This is a genomic window from Spirosoma flavus (assembly GCF_054778555.1).
This window is the reverse complement of sequence record NZ_BAAGZL010000002.1, coordinates 160925-180497: the sequence shown is the minus strand read 5'-3', so window position 1 is coordinate 180497 and position 19573 is coordinate 160925. Positions and strand designations below refer to the sequence as shown.

Below are 19573 nucleotides of genomic sequence, written 5' to 3'. Positions count from 1 at the left end.
CAAATTCCTCGGCAGCTGGAGCCGCTGGTTTTACGCGCTTACAACTATTGCCCCCCGCGACAAAGGCTAGTAGTATAAAAAAACCGATGATTCGTTGAGCATTCATTGCATCAACAAAACCATCGGCATGTAAAAATGTTAGGTTTCGGTCTCGCTTGTAATCTATCGGTTAATGCGCCCGAGTCATTTTCGCATCGGCAGCACAACCACATCCCTTTCCACAGCCGGCCTGTTTTTTCGAGAAGTTACGATAAACACGGTAACCCAGATACGTCAGCGCAGCGGCAAAAACCAGAAAAATAATGACCTCTTGCATAGCTATGAATCAAGTAGAATGTATTTGGAACGCTAAATATTCTACTTCATACATCATACATTTTTTCAACCCCATCCGTTCCGTTGGGCCAGCCGGTATGCGTGTTGATAGTGGTGTTCGCCGTGCCAGGCATACATAGCTAAGGCTTCGCGGAGCTCAAATGAGCGCTGGCTCCCCGGATGGTAATACGTTCGGGAAAAATCGGAGTCGGATAATGATTGAAATATCGTTACCCATCGATGGTGCAGATTACGCAGAATGACCAGCGAGGGAGCAATATCGAGTTGACTATCAGGCAGCTTAGCCCATTCACCTTCTTCGTACGGGCTGATAGTCGGATTATTTTCCGTCAGGGCTAACTTCGTCCGAACGTAGGCATTCATGTGGCTGTCTGCTACATGGTGAATAAGCTGCCGAATGGTCCAGCCGCCGGGCCGATAAGGTATATCAATCCGGTCATCACCCCACTTGCCAACTAGTTCAGTTAGTTTGATGGGAAATTCATCCAGGATGGCAATATGCTGCTGGGTGTCTTCGGTCGAATAGGTTTTCCCATATACAAAATCGCCGATGGGATAACGTAGTGTCTCAAGGTCCTGCATACGTATTTAAGTTGCTTTTCTGTCGGAACGCAGATTTTGGTGGTATGTTTCAACAAATATCGTGCTACGTTGGCCTACAGAAATCGACCGATTTCCGAAATTCAGGTAGTCCGGTTTGAAAAATCTTACGGCCAGTATTCTTTGATAGCCTGAATCAGTTCAGGGTGTATACCGCATCCTGCCACTACGTCGCCCCGAAATAAAAACTCATCCCCCCCATCGAAATCAGTAACAATACCGCCCGCTTCGCGCACGAGCAATACGCCCGCAGCCATGTCCCATGAGTTGAGATTATACTCGTAAAACGCTTCAAAACGTCCACAGGCAACGTAAGAAAGATCGATAGCTGCCGAACCCATCCGGCGCAGGCCATGCGTTCGCTGCATCAGCGACTCCAGGATCTGCAGGTACGTCTGCATCTGATCAAAACGGTAATATGGAAAGCCCGTCGCAATCAGGCTTTCACCCAGCGTTTTGGCGGGCGATACCGCAATGGATTCGCCATTGCAATACGCTCCTCCCCCATCCCAGGCCGAAAAACACTCATCGCGGCTGGGATCGTAAACCACGCCGGCAATGGGTTTCTTGCCCTCGGCCAAACCAATACTGACGGAAAATACTGGCAGGCCGTGAATAAAATTGGCAGTTCCGTCGAGTGGGTCGATAATCCAGTTCAGCCCATTCTGATCGGCGTCTTGACCCGTCGTACCTTCTTCGGTAATAAATCCGGCCTCGGGAAGCAATGTATGCAACCGCTCGACAAGTTGTTTTTCAGTTTCTTTATCGACGTAGGAAACCAGATTATTCAGCCCTTTGTATTCGATGGCGTCGCGTTTAAACAGACGCCGTTCCTGAAGCAGAAACGCTCCGGCATCGCTGGCAATCTGGCAAAGTTCGCGGGTAAGAGAAGCTAAGTCTTGAGACATTTGTACTACGTTACGTGTCTTATTCCGATGACTTATCGGTAAATATCAGGATTTTCAACCCCTCCGAGTCGCCGAAGGGGTTAAAAAGCGTCTTACTTCATAATATTCCCCAAAGCATTGTCGTACAGCGATTTGGCCGCTTCACTGGTCATTACTAAGGTGTCTTCGACACGTAGTCCCTCCGCTGTTACGTTGCCCAGAAAGCGGAATGGCAGAATGCTGTCATTTAAGTAGCCTTCTACGTGTTGCAGTTGCTCGGGCGAAATCGAAATAACAACCCGGCTCTGACTTTCGCCGAATAAGTACGAGTCGGTGCGGTGCCGCGTATCGACATTAATCGAGAAGCCCTTGTTTCCCGCCATCGCAGACTCGGCCAGCGTAACAAACAGCCCTCCATCCGATACGTCGTGCGCCGATTGCAGCCACCCGTGACGTATCATGGTTTTAATGCTTTCCTGCACCCGCCATTCCGTTTCAAAATCAAAAGTTGGCGCGGGTGATGCCTTGATACCCAGATACGAATACAGGTATTCAGACGAAGCAATATCGTTGGTCGATGGGCCGACGAGGAAAATCAAATCACCTTCGTTTTTAAAATCCAGGGTCATCCGATGGTCTGGGTTTTCCATCAGCCCCAGCATACCAATCGTGGGTGTCGGGAACACCGGGCCGTGGTCGGAACTCTGGTTGTAGAAACTCACGTTTCCGCCGGTTACCGGCGTACTGAACCGACGACAAGCTTCGCCCATGCCCTGCACGGCTTCCACAAAATGCCAGTAAACTTCCGGTACGTATGGATTGCCAAAATTGAGGTTGTTGGTCACTGCCAGTGGCTCACCACCTGTACAAACGATGTTACGGCAGGCTTCAGCAACAGCAATCATCGCCCCCTGACGTGGGTTCGCGTTAACGTAGCGGCTGTTGCAGTCGACCGTAATGACAATGGATTTGTCAGTAGCAGGTAAACCGGGGCCTTTCACACGAACAACGGCCGCATCGGAAGGCGCGTTTGTGCTGCGGTTGGCCGTTCCCACCATCGAATCGTACTGTTCATACACCCACTTGCGGGAGCAAATGTTGGGGTGAGAAAGCAGATGTTCGGCGATTTTCGCTACGTCTTCTAGCTCAATATCGTCTATGTCGTCTGCGTTGAATTTAGCATATTCCTGGATGTAGGCTGGTTCTTTGTACTCGCGGTGATACTGCGGTGCCCCCCCGCCAAGCACGAGGTCATACGCCGGTACGTCGGCAACAAGTTCACCGTAGCGGTAGAAATGGAGCCGCTGCGTGTCGGTTACTTCACCAATTTGCGCGCAGTTCAAATCCCACTTATCGAAAATAGCCTGAATAACACTCTCTTTGCCTTTTTCAATGACCACAAGCATACGCTCCTGCGACTCCGACAGCAGAATCTCGAACGGTGCCATGTTGGCTTGGCGAGTTGGTACTTTGTCGAGGTCGATGATCATACCGTGTTCGCCTTTGGCACTCATCTCCGACGTAGAGCATATAATACCGGCTGCACCCATGTCCTGAATTCCAATCACGTGGCCGGTGGCAATGATTTCGAGAGTAGCTTCGAGCAGCAGTTTCTCCATGAATGGATCGCCTACCTGCACAGCGGGCAGCTTTTCGGTAGAGGCCGCCGTAATATCTTCCGACGCGAACGTAGCGCCGTGAATACCGTCTTTGCCCGTAGCCGAACCGACAATAAATACCGGATTACCAACGCCGTAACTGGTCGCTTTTGCTACGTTACCCACTTCGACAATACCCGCCGAGAATGCATTGACGAGTGGATTGGTATTGTAACACTCATCGAAATAAATCTCTCCACCTACTGTTGGAATACCGAACGCGTTGCCGTAGTCGCCAATACCTTTCACGACGCCACGTAGCAGACGCTTGGTTTTTGCTAGACTTAAATCACCGAAACGTAGCGAATTCAATTGCGCAATGGGTCGGGCGCCCATCGTGAAAATATCGCGATTGATGCCGCCCACACCCGTAGCCGCTCCCTGATAGGGTTCCAGTGCCGAGGGGTGGTTATGCGACTCAATTTTGAACGAACAGGCCAGTCCATCGCCAATATCGACCAGACCCGCATTTTCTTCTCCCGCTTTAGCCAGCATCCGTTCTGAATCACGAGGCAGCGTTTTAAGCCAGACGATGGAGTTTTTATACGAACAGTGTTCCGACCACATTACTGAGAAGATACTCAGCTCGGTAAAATTCGGTTGACGGCCCAGTATCTGGTTGATCCGGTCAAATTCTTCGGGGAGCAGGCCCAGTTTGCGGGCGGTTTCAACTGTCGGAAGCGATTCCGTAGCGTCCATTTTGAAAGAGCGAAAGAGTGAATGAGCGAAAGAGTGGTGATCCGGCATTCCGGCTGAAGGGCAGCTATTTACCGCACGTTCACTCGTTGCCGAACGCAGCCTGCTCACTTTCGCTCTTTAAACATGGGCCAAAATTAGCTTTTTTGCCCGAAAGTGCCCCGCTATGGGTTGACAAATGTGAAAACGCTTGTATATTTGCACCCAGAAAGAGAGATGGCAGAGTGGTCGATTGCGTCGGTCTTGAAAACCGAAGACTGTAACAGGTCCGGGGGTTCGAATCCCTCTCTCTCTGCAGATAAAACAAAAGCCTGATACGAAACAGTATCAGGCTTTTGTTTTATCTGCAATATTTGATTACAATAATTTCATTCTATTTATCGAAAAGTAATTTACAAAACTTTCGCCCCCCACCCACTCTGGCGTAACAAAACACTACTCATATAACTCAACCCTAACGCTCCCATAAACACAAGCGGGAATTTTAAAGGCACCACAACGTCGCTACGTAACAGCGCAAACTGAAGCCAGGTCACAAAGCCGTAGTGCAGTACGTATATACCATAAGCGTTCGCTGAAAGAGTTTGCCAGATGGGGTTTGGTTTGGAAATAGCCTGCCGGAAGACGCTTAAGCTGGCGCAAATACTGGCTAGACAGCTGGCTACAAATGCTAAATCGAAGATTAAATAGCCTATTGGCTCCGTCCAGTTTCCCTGTTTTACTTGGTTGGTTCCAAAGTCCGAAATAAGACGGACCAGAACGTAGCACATAAGGCTTAAGCCAAGCCAGAACGGCCAACTAATTCCGAAAAGTTTGTTATTACGGAAAAAGACGTTTTGCCAGGAAGTAGCACCCAGACAACCGCCCAGCAGAAAAAATAATAAATAGAAAATTACCCGATTGAGTTGAAAATCAAATGGCCCCCAATTTCCAACCCAGGTATATTGTCCTACCCATAAACTAATCGGAATAAAACTTAGGGCGACCACTACGTAGAGAATGGTTCCCAGACGTAGCGGCTTCTCGCCCAGACGAGTCAGCCATTGGCCAATACTGCTAAAAAACGCAGGCCAGATACTGAAAATAAGAGCAGTTATTCCGTCGAAAGCCAGTAACAGCCAGATAAACCAGGGCGGCCCCACCGGCCATTGCTGCGGGAAAACGTAATCATTCAGAAAACTAAAGAGCGACGTATCGTGCGTTGCTACGTAGTACGAAGGAAAATATGCAAACGGAATAAGTAAGACCTCCGCCACCAAAAACGGAAGCCCCAGACGTAGCAGCCGATCTTTCAGGTACGTTTTCGCACCTTTTTTAACAAGACCACGGTAGACAAACAGTCCGCTGATAAAAAACATGAGCGGCATGAAAAATATATCATTAAAGCCAATCAGGATATCCATCCCCACCCAGCGTTTTTCATCGACGATTGGCGCTGTGGAACTGATGTAATGCGTAGGGTTAAAATATGCGAACGTAGGATAAGCCAGTGCGACATGATGCGTTACCACCAGCAACGTAACAAATGCCCGCAGGTAATCCACCCAAACCATCCGCGACGTATCAGTTTCCATTCTGTAGCGATTCAATAATTAATTTTACTATTTCCGAAGAGGGTACAATTAGGTATTCATAGGTTACGGATAATGCTTTCATTTATGGGCTGAATCAATGTCAAGGAGCCGAAAAAACCGAAAAAGCTGCATGACTCTTTAGATACTACGCACTAATTAAGCACAGTAGAGCTACCCAAATGCCTGTCTTTAGAACGTAGTACGTAATCCCTCTTTCGAATCAACGTCCGATCTGCATGAACGCCACTCTCGCGAAATCCCGCTGGTACCGCCTGTTACCCATTGCCTTTATCACCTATAGTTTAGCCTACCTCGACCGGGCGAATTATGGATTTGGTGCCGCCAGCGGTTTGGCAACCGATCTGAAAATTACGCCCGCCATGTCGTCGCTGCTGGGGTCGCTTTTCTTTTTGGGTTACTTTTTCTTCCAGGTTCCAGGAGCCGTTTATGCCGAGAAGAAAAGCGCTAAAAAACTCATTTTCTGGTCGTTGCTGCTTTGGGGTGGCCTTGCAACAGCAACGGGCGTTATTAGTAACGTCAACGCGCTGATCGTGATTCGGTTCATGTTGGGCGTTGTCGAAAGTGCGGTGATGCCGGCGATGCTACTCTTTTTGAGCCGATGGTTTACCAAAACCGAACGATCACAGGCCAATACTTTCTTAATTCTGGGTAACCCAGCGACGATTCTCTGGATGTCGGTGCTATCGGGTTATCTGGTTCAGGCGGTTGGCTGGCGGTGGATGTTTATTATTGAAGGGTTGCCTGCCATTATTTGGGCCTTTTTCTGGTGGCGACTGGTGGACGATAAGCCACAGAATGCTACGTGGTTGACCGATGCCGAAAAACAGGCCCTGGAGAATCAGCTACAACTTGAACAACAGGGAATTAAGCCCGTCAAAAATTACGGAGAAGCGTTCAAATCACGCGTGGTTATACTACTCAGTTTACAGTATGCCCTCTGGAGCATTGGCGTGTATGGATTCGTGATGTGGTTGCCGTCTATTCTGAATGCAGCACCCAATATGAACATTGTTAAAACGGGTTGGCTATCGTCGGTTCCCTATCTACTAGCGATTATCGGTATGCTAAGCGCGTCCTATTTTTCTGATAAAACCCTGAACCGCAAGATCTTTGTGTGGCCATTCCTGCTATTGGGTGCAATTGCTTTCTACGCATCTTACGTCATTGGTGTCAATCAGTTCTGGCTTTCGTTTGTACTGCTTATCATAGCTGGCGGGGCCATGTATGCTCCTTATGGACCATTTTTCGCCATTATTCCAGAAATATTGCCTAAGAACGTAGCGGGTGGCGCTATGGCATTGATTAACAGCTTTGGCGCGCTTGGCTCCTTCCTTGGCTCCTATATAGTTGGATATCTAAACGGCACAACCGGCGGTTTCAGCGCTTCATATCTTTTTATGTCCGGTTCTCTGCTCCTATCAGCAATCATTACGTTAATTGCCGTTAAAAAGCCGACGGCTACGTCCATGCCCGAGCCTGGCACTCCTATTCTGCAGGAATAATCATTTTTGTTGATTTATCCACCGTATCAGCTCATTGCTAAAGCGTTGAGCCAATACCTATTACCCCATCCTATCAATCTGATGACCAAAAATTTATGAGCATTTCACATAAGTTCATCTACTTTATATCTGCTAATCTACTCATGCTTTCAGCTACGTTTGGGCAGCAGGCCAATCAAGTCGTTACGTTCTCGAATCCACCTTCTGTAGCCACACCGAGAGGGTACAGCCATTTAGCGGAGGTTGATTTAGGAACGTCAAAAATGGTACTTATTGCGGGGCAAGTTGGGTTGGATGTGCAGGGGAACGTAGTAGGAAAAGGCGATCCGAAAGCGCAGTTCGAACAAATTTTCCGAAACCTACAGGCACTTGTCACAGCCGCCGGGGGCAAAATGGAAAACCTTGTTAAGCTGACTATCTATTTTCGGGATATGACCCATGTGCAATTGTTCCGGGAGGTACGGGATCGATACGTTAATCTCCAGCATCCACCAGTTAGTACAGCCGTTGAAGTCAGCAAATTATTTCGCGACGATATTTTAGCGGAGGTTGAGGCAACGGCTATCATTCCTAAGAATAAATAAGATAGCTGGATTTCTGAATTATTGCCTATCCAGGGGCACTTCCAGTAACAATAATAAGGCATCGTTTGATAAAGCCTCCCAATCGACGGTTTGCCCCTGTATATTGCTCAGAGACAGCCCATCACGCTCATGAAGTAATCGGTTTTGCACTTCAAATGCACCACTCAATACAAAAAGAAAAGCGCCGTTACTCGCTTTCGCTACTTTATATACATCATCTTTTCTCCCCTCATATCGGCCAATATAGCCACGAAAACTCAGTACACGAGTTTGCTGATCGGGGTTTACATCAAAAAGCGGTAGCAATTGATTACTACGTTGTAAATCGAAATTAATGACCTGCACACCCGGATAAAAATCAGGTGAAGTATTTGATTGCCAGATCACCAGGTAATTGATCACTTCAGTATCATACGGATTACTGATTTGGTAGATCATACCCCCGGTTAATGAAAAAATCAGGACCTGCCCCGTTTCCAGAAACCCATTTCCAACATCGCTTTTGTATTCGAGTCCTCCAACAAGAGGCAGAATAATCACTTCCGTATTTTGATCAACGGTTAAGCTCATACTCCGGCCAGCGTTCAACTGGTCATCGTTAAGAACCTGTAACGCACCAAAGGGCTCCCGGCTTTCGGCCACGTATTGACCAAAATTAAAACTGTGAAAACTGCGAAAAAAGTCAATTTGGGAATAACCCCGCTGGTCGGCCAGAAAAATTTGAGCTTGCGTCTGTCTATCCATGAATGGTAAATGTAGGTGTCGATACACTACGTTAACGGTCCCTTTTATCTGTAACGTAGCAGACAACGGATTCCAGGAACAGATCAAAAAATAAATAAAAAGTCAGGAGCAACCAGAAGGCATTAAAAAAGGAACGTAGCGCGTATATTGAGCCAATAAAAAAAGCCGCTGCGTAGTAAATACGTAACGGCTTGATAATCAAAGTAGCGGGGAGCAGGATCGAACTGCCGACCTTAGGGTTATGAATCCTACGCTCTAACCATCTGAGCTACCCCGCCGGATTTGTCACAAAAGTAAGGAAAAATCGGTTGAGCCCAAAAAACAGCGTTGACTTTCGCAAAAAAAATCGTTTACCTTTGCCAATAGCCCCCTTTTCCGATAGGAACGTTTATGGAAAAATACAAATTCATCGCCGAATACGAGCTCCGGGCATCTCCTAAGATGCTATTCCCATATATTAGCACGGCATCAGGTCTGTCGCAGTGGTTTGCGTCCAAGGTAAACATGATGCCCGAGCAGCGGTTCGATTTTCAGTGGGATAATGAGAGCCATTTCGCCAGGCAGGTATCCATGCGGCAAAATAAAGGGGTGCGCTTTGAGTTTCTGGATACGGCCGAAAACGGATCCGATAATAATTATATTGACTTCCGCATCGATCAGAGCGAATTGACTCAATCGACATTTCTGCGCATTACCGACTATTCATCGACTACCGACGAAGACGAACTTAAAGACCTCTGGGATGGGTTAATGGATAAGTTAAAGGAAATAGTCGGTAGTTAAAAAAGGTTAAACATATACGAAAGTTATAAGGAAATAGGGTTATATAGCTGTAAAGGTGGTTCATAAACTTTACAGCTATATAACTCTATAACCGCTCCGGCGGCCCGGTTTATAACTTATCACTGGAATGAAGAAGATTGATAAGTTAATACTCGGCTCATTTTGGGGGCCGTTTTTTTTAACCCTGGCGGTCGTCATCTTTATTTTCCTGATGCGACTGCTGATGTTTTACATAGACGATTTCGTCTCCAAAGACCTCGATATGGCCACGTTCGGGCGTCTCCTTTTCTATTTCGCTCTGCTGACTATTCCAACGGCATTACCACTGGCGGTGCTGCTTTCATCGCTGATGACCTTTGGAAATCTGGGTGAATTCTTTGAGTTGACAGCCATGAAAAGCGCCGGTATTTCGCTCACGCGGGCAATGCAACCTTTGCTCATTGTGGCCGTTGGTATTAGTGCGTTCTCCTTTTGGTTCAACAATTCTGTATCTCCCTGGGCTAATCTTAAGGGATACAGCTTACTCTATGACATCAAAACGGCCAAAGCAACGCTGAATCTTAAAGAGGGTATTTTTTATAATGACCTGCCTGGATATAGCATTAAGGTCGACGAAAAAATAAAATCCTCACCGGATAGTGCAAAAGGTGAATTACTGAAAGGGCTGGTTATCTACAAGCATCCCATGAGTGGCGTTGCTTCGGGTAATCGTGAAATTATTCTGGCCGATTCAGGTCGAATGTATACCGATAAAGATCGGACGTATCTGATTTTTCAGCTTTTTAACGGCAATGATTATCAGGAATACTCAGACAATGCTACGGTCAACTATGCCAGTACCAGTACTGTCAACGGGGGAGCCCAGTTTGTCAGGAATGCTTTCAAGGATTACCGGTTGGTTATCAGTCTGGAATCGTTCGGAATTAAACGCACCGACGAGAACCAGTTTGAGTACCATGAATACATGAAAAACCTGAAGGAGCTGTCCACGCTCACGGATTCGCTTCAGAAAGAGTATACGAAGACCAGCCTGAACGTAGCGAGTACGTCGAGACAGTATTATACGTATCAGTTTAAGTCTGATGCGGTGCTGAAGCAAAAAGTCGTAAAGGACGGGAAATGGGTTGATTCAGTATTAAAGAAGAAAGCAATTGCACCACCCGAACTAGCGCAGGCCGCCCTGTCGCAGGCACAGAACATTTTATCGTATGCTACGTCGAACATTACGTATATGACTGAAAAAGAGAAAAGTGTCTGGCGCTATCAGCTGGAGAGCCATCATAAATTCACACAGGCTATCTCTATTTTTGTGATGTTTCTGATTGGCGCATCTATGGGGGCTATCATAAAAAAAGGGGGGTTTGGATTACCCGTATTGGTATCTATCGTCTTCTTTATTTTCCTGTACGTACTGACCCTCATGGGCGACAAATACGCCAAGGATGGGCTGCTTTGGGTACCACTAGGTGCCTGGATGGCTAATCTGGTGCTGTTTCCTATTGGTCTGTTTCTAATGCAACGCGCCCGGCATGATTCGCGTTTGTTCGACAAAGACGTATATATAATTGCCTGGGAACGGCTGAAACGCAACTGGGCAAAGTATAGAGGGCAGCCAACAGTCGCTGGTTAAAGTCGCTAATCGTCAGCTAATAAGTAATATTTAATTAGGAGACTATTGACTGACCACTAGCGACTAACAACTCTTTTTACTACCTTTGCACCCGAATTTATTTTTCCAACAAAAAAGCTGTCTGAAGATGTATCTAACGACCGAAAAAAAGCAGGAGATTTTCTCCACCTCGGGTCACGCCAAAAGTGCAACGGACACCGGGTCGGCCGAATCCCAGATCGCGCTGTTTACCTACCGGATCAGTCATTTGACCGAGCACCTGAAAGTCCACAAGCACGATTACGGCACCCAACTGGGCCTTTTAAAATTAGTAGGTAAGCGTCGGCGTCTACTGAACTACCTCCAGAAAAAAGATATCACACGGTATCGGGCTATTCTGGCCGCACTCGGATTGCGTAAGTAATCGAGTTACACCACAAAAGGGAATCTGCTCATAGTAGATTCCCTCATTTTTGTTGTTTGTATGCATAAGAGCGATCATTCGCATAACAATATCCTTTTCTTTTTACAAATAACTTCTTTTCAGGTAGCTATCGTCTGATTAACGTATCGAACGAATTGCCATTGTTGAATTATTCGGACGTACCGAACTAAAAGAAGTTTGTTTAAGTAGAGTAAATAGGGGCAGCAGTAATCTGTTGTCTCTCAAGCGGTTTAAAGCTGAACGAAGACGTATTCAAAATCTGCTGTATGTTTCAAATCACCACGCAAGTTGTTGCGTTGCCCGATGGGCGGGAAATTACCATTGAAACCGGGAAAATGGCCCGGCAAGCCGATGGAGCGGTAGTCGTACGGTTGGGCGACACGATGCTGTTAGCCACCGTAGTATCCAGTAAAGAAGCCAAAGCTGGCGTCGACTTCCTTCCCCTTTCTGTTGATTATCAGGAAAAATTTGCTTCTGCCGGACGTATTCCGGGCAGTTTCCAACGGCGGGAAGGCCGATTAAGCGATCATGAAATTCTGATTAGTCGGTTGGTTGACCGGGCGTTACGTCCTATCTTCCCCGAAGATTACCATGCTGATACGCAGGTAATGATTACGTTAATTTCCGCCGATCCGGAAGTTCAACCTGACGCTCTCGCTGCGTTAGCGGCTTCATCGGCACTGGCCGTATCTGATATACCGTTTAACGGACCTATCTCAGAGGTACGGGTTGCCAAAATTGACGGCAACTACGTAATATATCCTAAATCGACTGATATTGAGCGCGCTACCATCGACCTGATTGTGGCAGCTACCGAAAAAGATATTTGCATGGTGGAAGGCGAAATGGACGAATGTTCAGAAGCCGAAGTGGTCGAAGCTCTAAAAGCAGCTCACGAAGCCATTAAAGTACAGTGTCAGGCTCAGAAAGAATTAGGAGCCAAAGTAGGCAAAACAGAGAAGCGGGTGTACAGTCACGAGACCCATGACGAAGCATTACGTGAAGCGACTCGTGCCTATGCCTACGAAAAAATTTATAAAGTTGCCCAAGGGAAAAACCCAAGTAAGAAAGCACGTTCTGAAGGTTTCAAGGCTGTTCGGGAAGAGTATCTTGCTACGTTCGGGGAGGATTCAGACGTTGATCCAACGCTGGTAAAAACCTATCTGCATGATCTGGAGTGGGAAGCAGCCCGCCGGTTGGTGCTGGATGAACGTATCCGTTTAGATGGTCGTCAACTGGATGAAATACGTCCTATTTCGACCGAAGCAGGCCTTTTACCGGGTCCGCACGGATCGTCATTGTTTACCCGTGGAGAAACCCAATCGCTGACAACCGTTACGTTAGGCACAAAAATCGATGAGCAGATTGTTGATCAGGCTATGTATCAGGGATACAGCAAATTCCTGTTACACTACAATTTCCCAGGCTTTTCAACCGGTGAAGTAAAACCCAACCGGGGCGCTGGACGACGGGAGATTGGTCACGGAAACCTCGCTCATCGTTCGTTGAAAAAAGTGCTTCCCCCAGATGCTGATAATCCATATACGATCCGGGTTGTATCGGACATTCTGGAATCGAACGGTTCATCGTCGATGGCAACGGTTTGCGCCGGTACGATGGCTCTGATGGACGCTGGTATAAAAATCAAGGCACCAGTAGCCGGTATCGCCATGGGCCTTATCTCCGATGGTGAAAAATACGCCGTACTGTCTGATATTCTGGGCGATGAAGATCACTTGGGTGACATGGACTTTAAGGTAACTGGTACCGAAAAAGGTATCGTAGCCTGCCAGATGGATCTCAAAGTAGACGGTTTATCGTATGAAGTACTGGCTCAGGCGCTGGAACAGGCTCGCGTGGGTCGGTTGCACATTCTGGGTGAGATGAAGAAAGGTATTGCCGAGGTACGTCCTGATCTTAAGCCACACGCTCCTCGCGCTATTGTTATCAAAATCGACACGAACCAGATTGGTGCTGTTATCGGACCCGGTGGTAAAGTCGTGCAGGATATTCAAAAAGATTCGGGTGCGGTGGTTAACATCGATGAGCGCGACAACGCGGGCTGGGTCAGCATCTTTGCTACTAACAAAGAGAGCATGGACAGAGCGGTATCGCGGGTGAAAGGCATTGTGGCTGTTCCGGAAGTAGGCGAAACCTATGTCGGTAAAGTTAAAACCATCCAGCCGTTCGGCGCCTTCATCGAATTTATGCCTGGAAAGGATGGCTTATTGCACATTTCCGAAATTAAGTGGGAACGCCTGGAAAGCATGGATAATGTACTTCAGGTAGGCGAAGAAGTGACAGTAAAATTGATTGATATTGATAAAAAGACAGGGAAGTACCGATTGTCGCGAAAAGTGCTACTACCGAAGCCAGAGAACAAAAATGCCTAGGATATTGTTACTTTTTTGCGTAATGGAACGTCTAAAACTAACGTTAAACAGTCGCGCCACCGGGAACAACGTAATATGAGACAGCTAAAAATTTCTAAACAGATTACCAACCGTGAAAGTCAGTCGTTAGACAAGTACTTACAGGAAATTGGTAAAGTGGACCTGCTTACTCCTGACGAGGAAGTAACGTTGGCCCAAAAAATTCGCGAAGGTGACCAATTGTCGCTGGAACGTCTAACGAAGGCAAACCTTCGCTTCGTGGTATCTGTAGCCAAACAGTACCAGAATCAAGGACTCTCACTGGGCGATTTAATTAACGAAGGAAACCTAGGTTTGATTAAAGCTGCTCAACGTTTCGATGAAACGCGTGGGTTCAAATTCATCTCATACGCCGTTTGGTGGATTCGTCAGTCTATTCTCCAGGCATTAGCTGAGCAGTCACGTATCGTTCGGTTGCCGCTGAACCGGGTTGGTTCGCTCAATAAAATTTCGAAAACTTTCTCTGACCTTGAACAGAAGTTTGAGCGGGAGCCTTCGCCTGAAGAACTGGCGGCCGTGCTTGAAATTTCGGCAGCAGAAGTTGTCGATACGTTGAAAATTTCAGGTCGTCATGTATCGATGGATGCACCATTCGTGCAGGGCGAAGAAAATAGCCTTCTAGACGTTCTCGAAAATGACGGCGAAGATAAACCGGATTCAGGTCTGATCAATGATTCGCTACGTAAAGAAGTGCAACGTGCGCTGTCAACTCTGACGCAACGCGAAGCCGATGTTATTACGTTGTATTTTGGTCTGAATGGCGAACATGCCATGACGCTCGAGGAAATTGGCGAAAAATTCAACCTGACTCGTGAACGGGTTCGACAAATTAAAGAAAAAGCTATCCGTCGCCTACGTCACACCTCGCGATCAAAAGCGTTGAAGACGTATTTGGGTTAAGCAATACAGAACAATAAAAAAGGCTCCTGCAAAAAGGGAGCCTTTTTTATTGTTCTGTATAAAGAGAATTTAATCAACCTGTAAATTGAAAAAATACTACTCAGCTTTTAATGTTTTTGCGGGATTGGTTTGAGCGGCTACCCAGGAAAAATACCCTACAGCACATAATGCAACTCCTATTACGATTAATAGTAATAATCCCATCGTCAAATAGCCAACCCCATTATTAAACACAAAGTAACTATCCATGTACAGGCCTATAGCAATTCCACTTGGAACAGCTATGGCAGTTGCCACGGCCAAAAGCTTAACAAAATTATCTGACATTAATTTTATTATTTCAAATGTAGTAGCTCCAATTACTTTTCTAATACCAATTTCTTTTGTTCGCTTCTCTAAACTGTAGATCAGTATACCTATTAAACCTAAAATAGCTATTACAAAAATTACCACACTTTCTAATCCCATTAGCTGCATTTCATCGTATGGATAATAACGTTCATACATGTCCTTGTCAAGCCATGAGAAGTTTATTTCCTGATAAGGATTGTATTTAATCCAAACGTTTTTAATAGTTGTTTCCAGCGCTTTTCGATCCACTACAGAATTTATTTTTAAACACATTACTCTAAAGGCGGCCGGTTTATATTGAAAAACCACAGGTTCTATTTTATGCTCATAATCATAATGGCAGAAGTTTTCGACAACACCGACAATGGTTGCAGAAAGGGTATCATTTAAAATAAGTTGTTTACCTATCGCTTCCTGTTCCGATCCTAGGTTTAATTTTTCTATAGTCTTTTGATTAACTACAATTAAGGGCGAAGGAAGCTCTGAATTACTCTTAATTAGGTTATTTCCTGCGACAAACTTTAGTCGCATATTTTCGATAAAATTATGATCTACAGCATAGTAAAAGGCTAGATTAGAAGTTTCATCTTTTATATTTTTAATACTGGATTGTATAGGTTTATTACCAAAATTAAGTGATGTATAACCAACATTTTGCACATCTTTCATTCTGCTGATGTCAGTAGCGAACTGTTTATAGTTTTCCCCAACCATATTTACGTTAAGTATACCGTTTCGCTGATAATTTTCATTGTCCGTGGCCATATAATTTATTTGATTATACGCATGTCCAATAAAAAATATATACACTAAAGCTATTGTAAATTGAGCTATTATTAACGTTTTTCGAAAGCCAATTTTCCCAAAGCTTGCCGGCATAAGATTTCCTTTTAATACGTTTACAGGCTGAAATGAAGCTAAAATAAGACTAGGAGAGGCACCAGCTATCAAACCTAAAAAAAGATTAAAAATAAAGAATATCAGAATTAAATATCCTAGATGGTCTATTTCCCAGGTGAGCCAAGAAACATGTATCTGATTTTTTATTAGCCATAATAAAAATAAACCAATACTAAGCGCTATGTATGATATTAATACAGATTCTACCAGAAATTGAAGCACAAGCTGTGTTTTAGTAGCTCCGGCGACTTTTCTCACCCCGACTTCACGGCTTCGATTCATAGATCGAGCCAGCGTCAGATTAATATAATTTAGTGATGCCAGTAAGAGCATAATCAATTGAAACGCAAAATTGATTGTGATGCTTCTAACATCTTGAACATAAGGGTCATTTTTTAAAATGTCTTTTGCTGGTGAAATCTCAGTAAAGGTTTGTCCTTTAAAAAGCAACTTCCGTTTTGTCGATGATCCAATAAGCTTATTGATTATATTGGATGTTTTAGATAACTGATCATTGAAGTTAACAGCAGTCACCTCATTGGCTACCTTTACGAAAGTATGCGCATTTAATACCGACCAGTCGATTGTTTTATTAATTGTTAGGTAACTAGCCGCCGATACAAATACATCCGTTTTAAACTGTGTTTTTTGCTGATTATAATGTTTTAAAACACCAACAACTTTAAAGTTTCCATATTTTGGATGTTCAAGTATGTTACCTATAGGATTTGACTCTCTGAAGAACCATTGAGCGGTCTCGTAAGACAATACAACTGTATTAGGCTCATTCGAGTAAACTCCCTTTTCGAGCGGGAAATTGAACATTTGAAAAAAAGATTGATCAGCATAAATTACTTTTATATTTTTTGTTTTTATTCCACTACTTAAAGTCCAATCTAAATCTCTTATTATCGTTGTCGCATTATCAATACCCGCTAAATTTTCTTTGACATAGTTACCTAATGGGAATGGACTCGACGCCCACTTTTCAATAGTACCATCTTCAAGTTTTTCGTCCGTAATTACACGTATAATATGGTTTCTGTCCTGGTGAAAATTATCGAATTCATAATAATTTACAATCTGAATTAAAGCCATCAAGGCAGAAGGAATGGCAAGGCTCAAGCCAATAATATTGATAAGTGAAAACAACCTATATTTTAGAATATTCCTCCAGGCGATTTTGATGTAATTTTGTATCATGTTCATAAAAGTTTAAAAAAGTCATAAAAAAATGGGCGCTAACATTTTAAAAAAGTTAGCGCCCATTTTTTATAGTACTGTATATTTTATGTTGTTTGGCAGAAATCGTTTATAAATGGTAAGTTTAATTGAAATTAGCAGTCAAAAAGTTAGTGAGTGTCATTAGTCAATTATCCGAAACAACCGATTCCATCGGATTTTGTGCCAAACATCAGCCGGAACCGGATCAATTGACATCCAGACGAAAACGGCTTTCCCGACAATATGATCTTCAGGAACAAACCCCCAATATCGCGAATCTTCTGAGTTGTGTCGATTGTCGCCCATCATGAAATAGTAATCCTGTTTAAATGTATAAGACGTAATGGTTTTTCCATTTAGTTTCACCGCATCGGCTGAAACCGTTACGTTCTCATTTCCTTCGTAACGGCTTATCACCGGGCCATAAACAGCAATTGTCTGTTTGTTTAACGGTATGGTCATTCCTTTTCTAGGAACTGTAAGCGGACCGAAATTATCCTGATTCCAGGCGTAGGCCGAACCACCATAAATTCCCGGCGATGCAATACCTGCTGGTTCAGTCATCGGTTCGATATCCTTCACCCAGTCAAAGTCTTTGAATTTGGCAATGGTCGACGACGTAGTGTTGACTCGATACCCAACCAGAATCGGAGATTTAGTGCTATCACTATAAGCCTCAAGTGGTTGCCAGTTGATAAAAGGACCTTCTTCCGATTTAAAATCATTGACGATGTCATATTTTCGGAAGAACTTTTCGTCCAGCACTTCCTTCGTTTTCACAAAATATGTCGTTTGCGCACGGGCAGGTACAGCCATTATTTTCCCGTTTATAGACACTTGTTCGTTACGTATGTTCACTACGTCGCCGGGGATTCCGATGCATCGTTTGATAAAATTCGTTCGCAAATCAACGGGGTACTCTGGCTCACCGGTCTTCTGGGGTGGATAATTGAAAACTACTACGTCGCCATTTTTCACTTTTGTAAATCCCGGCAAGCGAAACGAAGGCAACTGAATGGCCGTGCTGTACGACGGAATGTTGGTTCCCCATATTTTCTGGTGCGTCAGCGGGACTTGTAAAGGTGTTTTGGGCGTCCGGGAACCGTAGTGAAGTTTGCTAACAAACAGATAATCACCCACCATCAAATCACTCTCCATACTAGGCGTCGGAATAGCAAACGCTTCAAACGTCAGAAACCGAATGAGGGTGGCGGCAATAACCGCAAATAATAGAGAATCGAGCCATTCTCGAAGTGGTGATTTTTTAGACGTAGCAGTCTTCTTTTTTTTCGCCTTGAACATATTGATAATGAGCTTAGAAACAAGACGGGGAAGATACTTAGCCCGATCATACGTAGCATCTTCTATTACACAGGCGGTTTTATCTCGGGCTGAAAAGAAATCGGTATCCGGAACGTAGCAACTCACTACGTCTTTTATTGCCTCGTCATCGTTCCCGTAATATATCCGTAAGGCTCGTCGGTAGCAATGAATATTTCGTTTTGGTTTTCCATCCCAAACTGTTCCAGATTGAACAGAATGTGGTGCTTATTAGGCAGTTTCAGGCTAATTTCGCTTACTTCCGCATGATTTTCCAGCACGGCAGACCCCATAGCCAGCAACGTTTGCTGTACAGACAAGCTCTTATGGTGGGCAAACGTTTTCAACATCGTCTCCCGGATTTGCGTAAAGAGGGTTGTGAAATCTAGTTTGGCATTCGTATAAGCCCAGGAAGCTTCGCATTGTGTGGCAAAAATCCGGTCCGATGTTTCTTTCAACGTAGTGTATTGATCTTTTATATATCCTTCAAAGCCCGAATCTGTCGTTTTCAGTATCAATAAGTCTTTTATACCAGCGCTAATCTGTACGTCCTCTGTCTTCTGCACTACACTTGTCGTATGCTTTTCGGTCGATCCACCTACATACGCGTGATGATGCGTCTTTCCGTCGAAAACCATCCGCTGCCACGCATATTCGGTAATATCAACTTTTGCCTGCGTTACCTGTGGATTATGCGAAATGAAATGATTGGCCAGTATTAGCGCAAAGTTTTCTATTGAATCGACAAAATGCGCTTTAGCAAGGGCATAAACAGTGTTTTTCTGCGTATCGGTCGGCAGAATTTTAGAGTTATCACCCAACGTATGCGCCGTGTCGAAATCACCTTCCAACGCTACATTGACAGAAATCTGCCTGAATTCATGGTAATCTGCATGGCGAATAACTTTCGACAGATTTACCGCATTCTTTCCGTAGGCATTTTTTTTCAGGACGATCTTCATGGTTATTCAGGAAGTAAGAAATGAACAATGTAGAATGAATAGTTA

General features: G+C 44.9%; 16 protein-coding genes and 2 tRNA genes. 8 read left to right on the top strand and 10 right to left on the bottom strand.

Translation table 11 applies throughout. The annotated features are described in order from the left end of the window. Positions 1-169: 169 nt before the first annotated feature. From ACYVF1_RS09750 to purL, 4 genes are all read right to left on the bottom strand, one after another. Positions 170-316 (bottom strand): FeoB-associated Cys-rich membrane protein, encoded by a 147-nt coding sequence (locus tag ACYVF1_RS09750; protein ID WP_461078103.1) that lies wholly within the window; start codon positions 314-316, stop codon positions 170-172. Between the two features lie 65 nt (positions 317-381). Then, positions 382-918, bottom strand: a complete 537-nt coding sequence (locus tag ACYVF1_RS09745; protein ID WP_461078101.1) for a YfiT family bacillithiol transferase — start codon at positions 916-918, stop codon at positions 382-384. Between the two features lie 125 nt (positions 919-1043). Then, positions 1044-1844 carry an inositol monophosphatase family protein gene (locus tag ACYVF1_RS09740; protein WP_461078099.1) on the bottom strand — a complete coding sequence of 267 codons (801 nt, stop codon included), beginning with the start codon at positions 1842-1844 and terminating at the stop codon, positions 1044-1046. A gap of 92 nt (positions 1845-1936) precedes the next feature. Continuing rightward, the gene (gene purL / locus ACYVF1_RS09735) at positions 1937-4180 is read right to left on the bottom strand and encodes a phosphoribosylformylglycinamidine synthase subunit PurL (protein WP_461078097.1); all 2244 of its coding nucleotides are present in this window, start codon (positions 4178-4180) and stop codon (positions 1937-1939) included. A 207-nt stretch (positions 4181-4387) separates the two neighbouring features. Between purL and ACYVF1_RS09730 the strand changes: the two genes are divergently transcribed. Next, positions 4388-4472: transfer RNA gene (locus ACYVF1_RS09730), tRNA-Ser, on the top strand. A gap of 97 nt (positions 4473-4569) precedes the next feature. On the opposite strand, the gene ACYVF1_RS09725 is transcribed toward ACYVF1_RS09730, so the two are convergent. Further along, positions 4570-5751: an acyltransferase family protein gene (locus ACYVF1_RS09725; protein WP_461078095.1), complete on the bottom strand. Its 1182-nt coding sequence runs from the start codon at positions 5749-5751 to the stop codon at positions 4570-4572. 236 nt (positions 5752-5987) lie between these two features. On the opposite strand from ACYVF1_RS09725, the gene ACYVF1_RS09720 reads away from it, so the two are divergent. Together ACYVF1_RS09720 and ACYVF1_RS09715 are read left to right on the top strand one after the other, a co-directional pair. Next, the gene (locus ACYVF1_RS09720; RefSeq protein WP_461078093.1) at positions 5988-7274 is read left to right on the top strand and encodes an MFS transporter; all 1287 of its coding nucleotides are present in this window, start codon (positions 5988-5990) and stop codon (positions 7272-7274) included. A 95-nt stretch (positions 7275-7369) separates the two neighbouring features. Then, positions 7370-7858: a RidA family protein gene (locus ACYVF1_RS09715; protein ID WP_461078091.1), complete on the top strand. Its 489-nt coding sequence runs from the start codon at positions 7370-7372 to the stop codon at positions 7856-7858. An 18-nt stretch (positions 7859-7876) separates the two neighbouring features. Here ACYVF1_RS09715 and ACYVF1_RS09710 read toward each other — a convergent pair whose 3' ends face one another. Next, positions 7877-8602, bottom strand: coding sequence for a pirin family protein (locus ACYVF1_RS09710; protein WP_461078089.1), 726 nt, complete (start codon positions 8600-8602; stop codon positions 7877-7879). 204 nt (positions 8603-8806) lie between these two features. After that, positions 8807-8880 (bottom strand) — tRNA-Met (locus ACYVF1_RS09705). A gap of 112 nt (positions 8881-8992) precedes the next feature. On the opposite strand from ACYVF1_RS09705, the gene ACYVF1_RS09700 reads away from it, so the two are divergent. The 5 genes from ACYVF1_RS09700 to ACYVF1_RS09680 all read left to right on the top strand — a co-directional run bounded on the left by ACYVF1_RS09700 (position 8993) and on the right by ACYVF1_RS09680 (position 14771). Further along, positions 8993-9385, top strand: a complete 393-nt coding sequence (locus ACYVF1_RS09700) for an START-like domain-containing protein (protein WP_461078087.1) — start codon at positions 8993-8995, stop codon at positions 9383-9385. A 127-nt stretch (positions 9386-9512) separates the two neighbouring features. Continuing rightward, positions 9513-11015, top strand: coding sequence for an LptF/LptG family permease (locus ACYVF1_RS09695; protein WP_461078085.1), 1503 nt, complete (start codon positions 9513-9515; stop codon positions 11013-11015). 127 nt (positions 11016-11142) lie between these two features. Beyond that, a complete protein-coding gene (gene rpsO, locus ACYVF1_RS09690; RefSeq protein WP_381520986.1) occupies positions 11143-11418 on the top strand; it encodes a 30S ribosomal protein S15 in 276 nt (91 codons plus the stop codon). A 287-nt stretch (positions 11419-11705) separates the two neighbouring features. Next, positions 11706-13832 (top strand): polyribonucleotide nucleotidyltransferase, encoded by a 2127-nt coding sequence (locus tag ACYVF1_RS09685; protein ID WP_461078083.1) that lies wholly within the window; start codon positions 11706-11708, stop codon positions 13830-13832. Positions 13833-13907: 75 nt separating this feature from the next. Further along, the gene (locus ACYVF1_RS09680) at positions 13908-14771 is read left to right on the top strand and encodes a sigma-70 family RNA polymerase sigma factor (protein ID WP_009282104.1); all 864 of its coding nucleotides are present in this window, start codon (positions 13908-13910) and stop codon (positions 14769-14771) included. 96 nt (positions 14772-14867) lie between these two features. Here ACYVF1_RS09680 and ACYVF1_RS09675 read toward each other — a convergent pair whose 3' ends face one another. From ACYVF1_RS09675 to pucL, 3 genes are all read right to left on the bottom strand, one after another. After that, the gene (locus ACYVF1_RS09675; protein WP_461078081.1) at positions 14868-17225 is read right to left on the bottom strand and encodes an ABC transporter permease; all 2358 of its coding nucleotides are present in this window, start codon (positions 17223-17225) and stop codon (positions 14868-14870) included. Between the two features lie 162 nt (positions 17226-17387). Further along, complete coding sequence (lepB, locus tag ACYVF1_RS09670) at positions 17388-18548, bottom strand: signal peptidase I (RefSeq protein WP_461078079.1); 1161 nt, start codon at positions 18546-18548, stop codon at positions 17388-17390. Positions 18549-18682: 134 nt separating this feature from the next. After that, positions 18683-19528 (bottom strand): factor-independent urate hydroxylase, encoded by an 846-nt coding sequence (pucL, locus tag ACYVF1_RS09665; protein ID WP_461078077.1) that lies wholly within the window; start codon positions 19526-19528, stop codon positions 18683-18685. Positions 19529-19573 lie beyond the last annotated feature (45 nt).

Excerpts from the sequence above, each read along its gene's own strand:
- ACYVF1_RS09725 (WP_461078095.1), bottom strand. The coding sequence starts at position 5,751 with ATGGAAACTGATACGTCGCGGATGGTTTGGGTGGATTACCTGCGGGCA.
- ACYVF1_RS09675 (WP_461078081.1), bottom strand. The coding sequence starts at position 17,225 with ATGATACAAAATTACATCAAAATCGCCTGGAGGAATATTCTAAAATAT.
- ACYVF1_RS09695 (WP_461078085.1), top strand. The coding sequence starts at position 9,513 with ATGAAGAAGATTGATAAGTTAATACTCGGCTCATTTTGGGGGCCGTTT.
- ACYVF1_RS09715 (WP_461078091.1), top strand. The coding sequence starts at position 7,370 with ATGAGCATTTCACATAAGTTCATCTACTTTATATCTGCTAATCTACTC.
- ACYVF1_RS09750 (WP_461078103.1), bottom strand. The coding sequence starts at position 316 with ATGCAAGAGGTCATTATTTTTCTGGTTTTTGCCGCTGCGCTGACGTAT.
- purL (WP_461078097.1), bottom strand. The coding sequence starts at position 4,180 with ATGGACGCTACGGAATCGCTTCCGACAGTTGAAACCGCCCGCAAACTG.
- pucL (WP_461078077.1), bottom strand. The coding sequence starts at position 19,528 with ATGAAGATCGTCCTGAAAAAAAATGCCTACGGAAAGAATGCGGTAAAT.
- rpsO (WP_381520986.1), top strand. The coding sequence starts at position 11,143 with ATGTATCTAACGACCGAAAAAAAGCAGGAGATTTTCTCCACCTCGGGT.
- ACYVF1_RS09720 (WP_461078093.1), top strand. The coding sequence starts at position 5,988 with ATGAACGCCACTCTCGCGAAATCCCGCTGGTACCGCCTGTTACCCATT.
- ACYVF1_RS09710 (WP_461078089.1), bottom strand. The coding sequence starts at position 8,602 with ATGGATAGACAGACGCAAGCTCAAATTTTTCTGGCCGACCAGCGGGGT.
- lepB (WP_461078079.1), bottom strand. The coding sequence starts at position 18,548 with ATGTTCAAGGCGAAAAAAAAGAAGACTGCTACGTCTAAAAAATCACCA.
- ACYVF1_RS09745 (WP_461078101.1), bottom strand. The coding sequence starts at position 918 with ATGCAGGACCTTGAGACACTACGTTATCCCATCGGCGATTTTGTATAT.
- ACYVF1_RS09740 (WP_461078099.1), bottom strand. The coding sequence starts at position 1,844 with ATGTCTCAAGACTTAGCTTCTCTTACCCGCGAACTTTGCCAGATTGCC.
- ACYVF1_RS09680 (WP_009282104.1), top strand. The coding sequence starts at position 13,908 with ATGAGACAGCTAAAAATTTCTAAACAGATTACCAACCGTGAAAGTCAG.
- ACYVF1_RS09685 (WP_461078083.1), top strand. The coding sequence starts at position 11,706 with ATGTTTCAAATCACCACGCAAGTTGTTGCGTTGCCCGATGGGCGGGAA.
- ACYVF1_RS09700 (WP_461078087.1), top strand. The coding sequence starts at position 8,993 with ATGGAAAAATACAAATTCATCGCCGAATACGAGCTCCGGGCATCTCCT.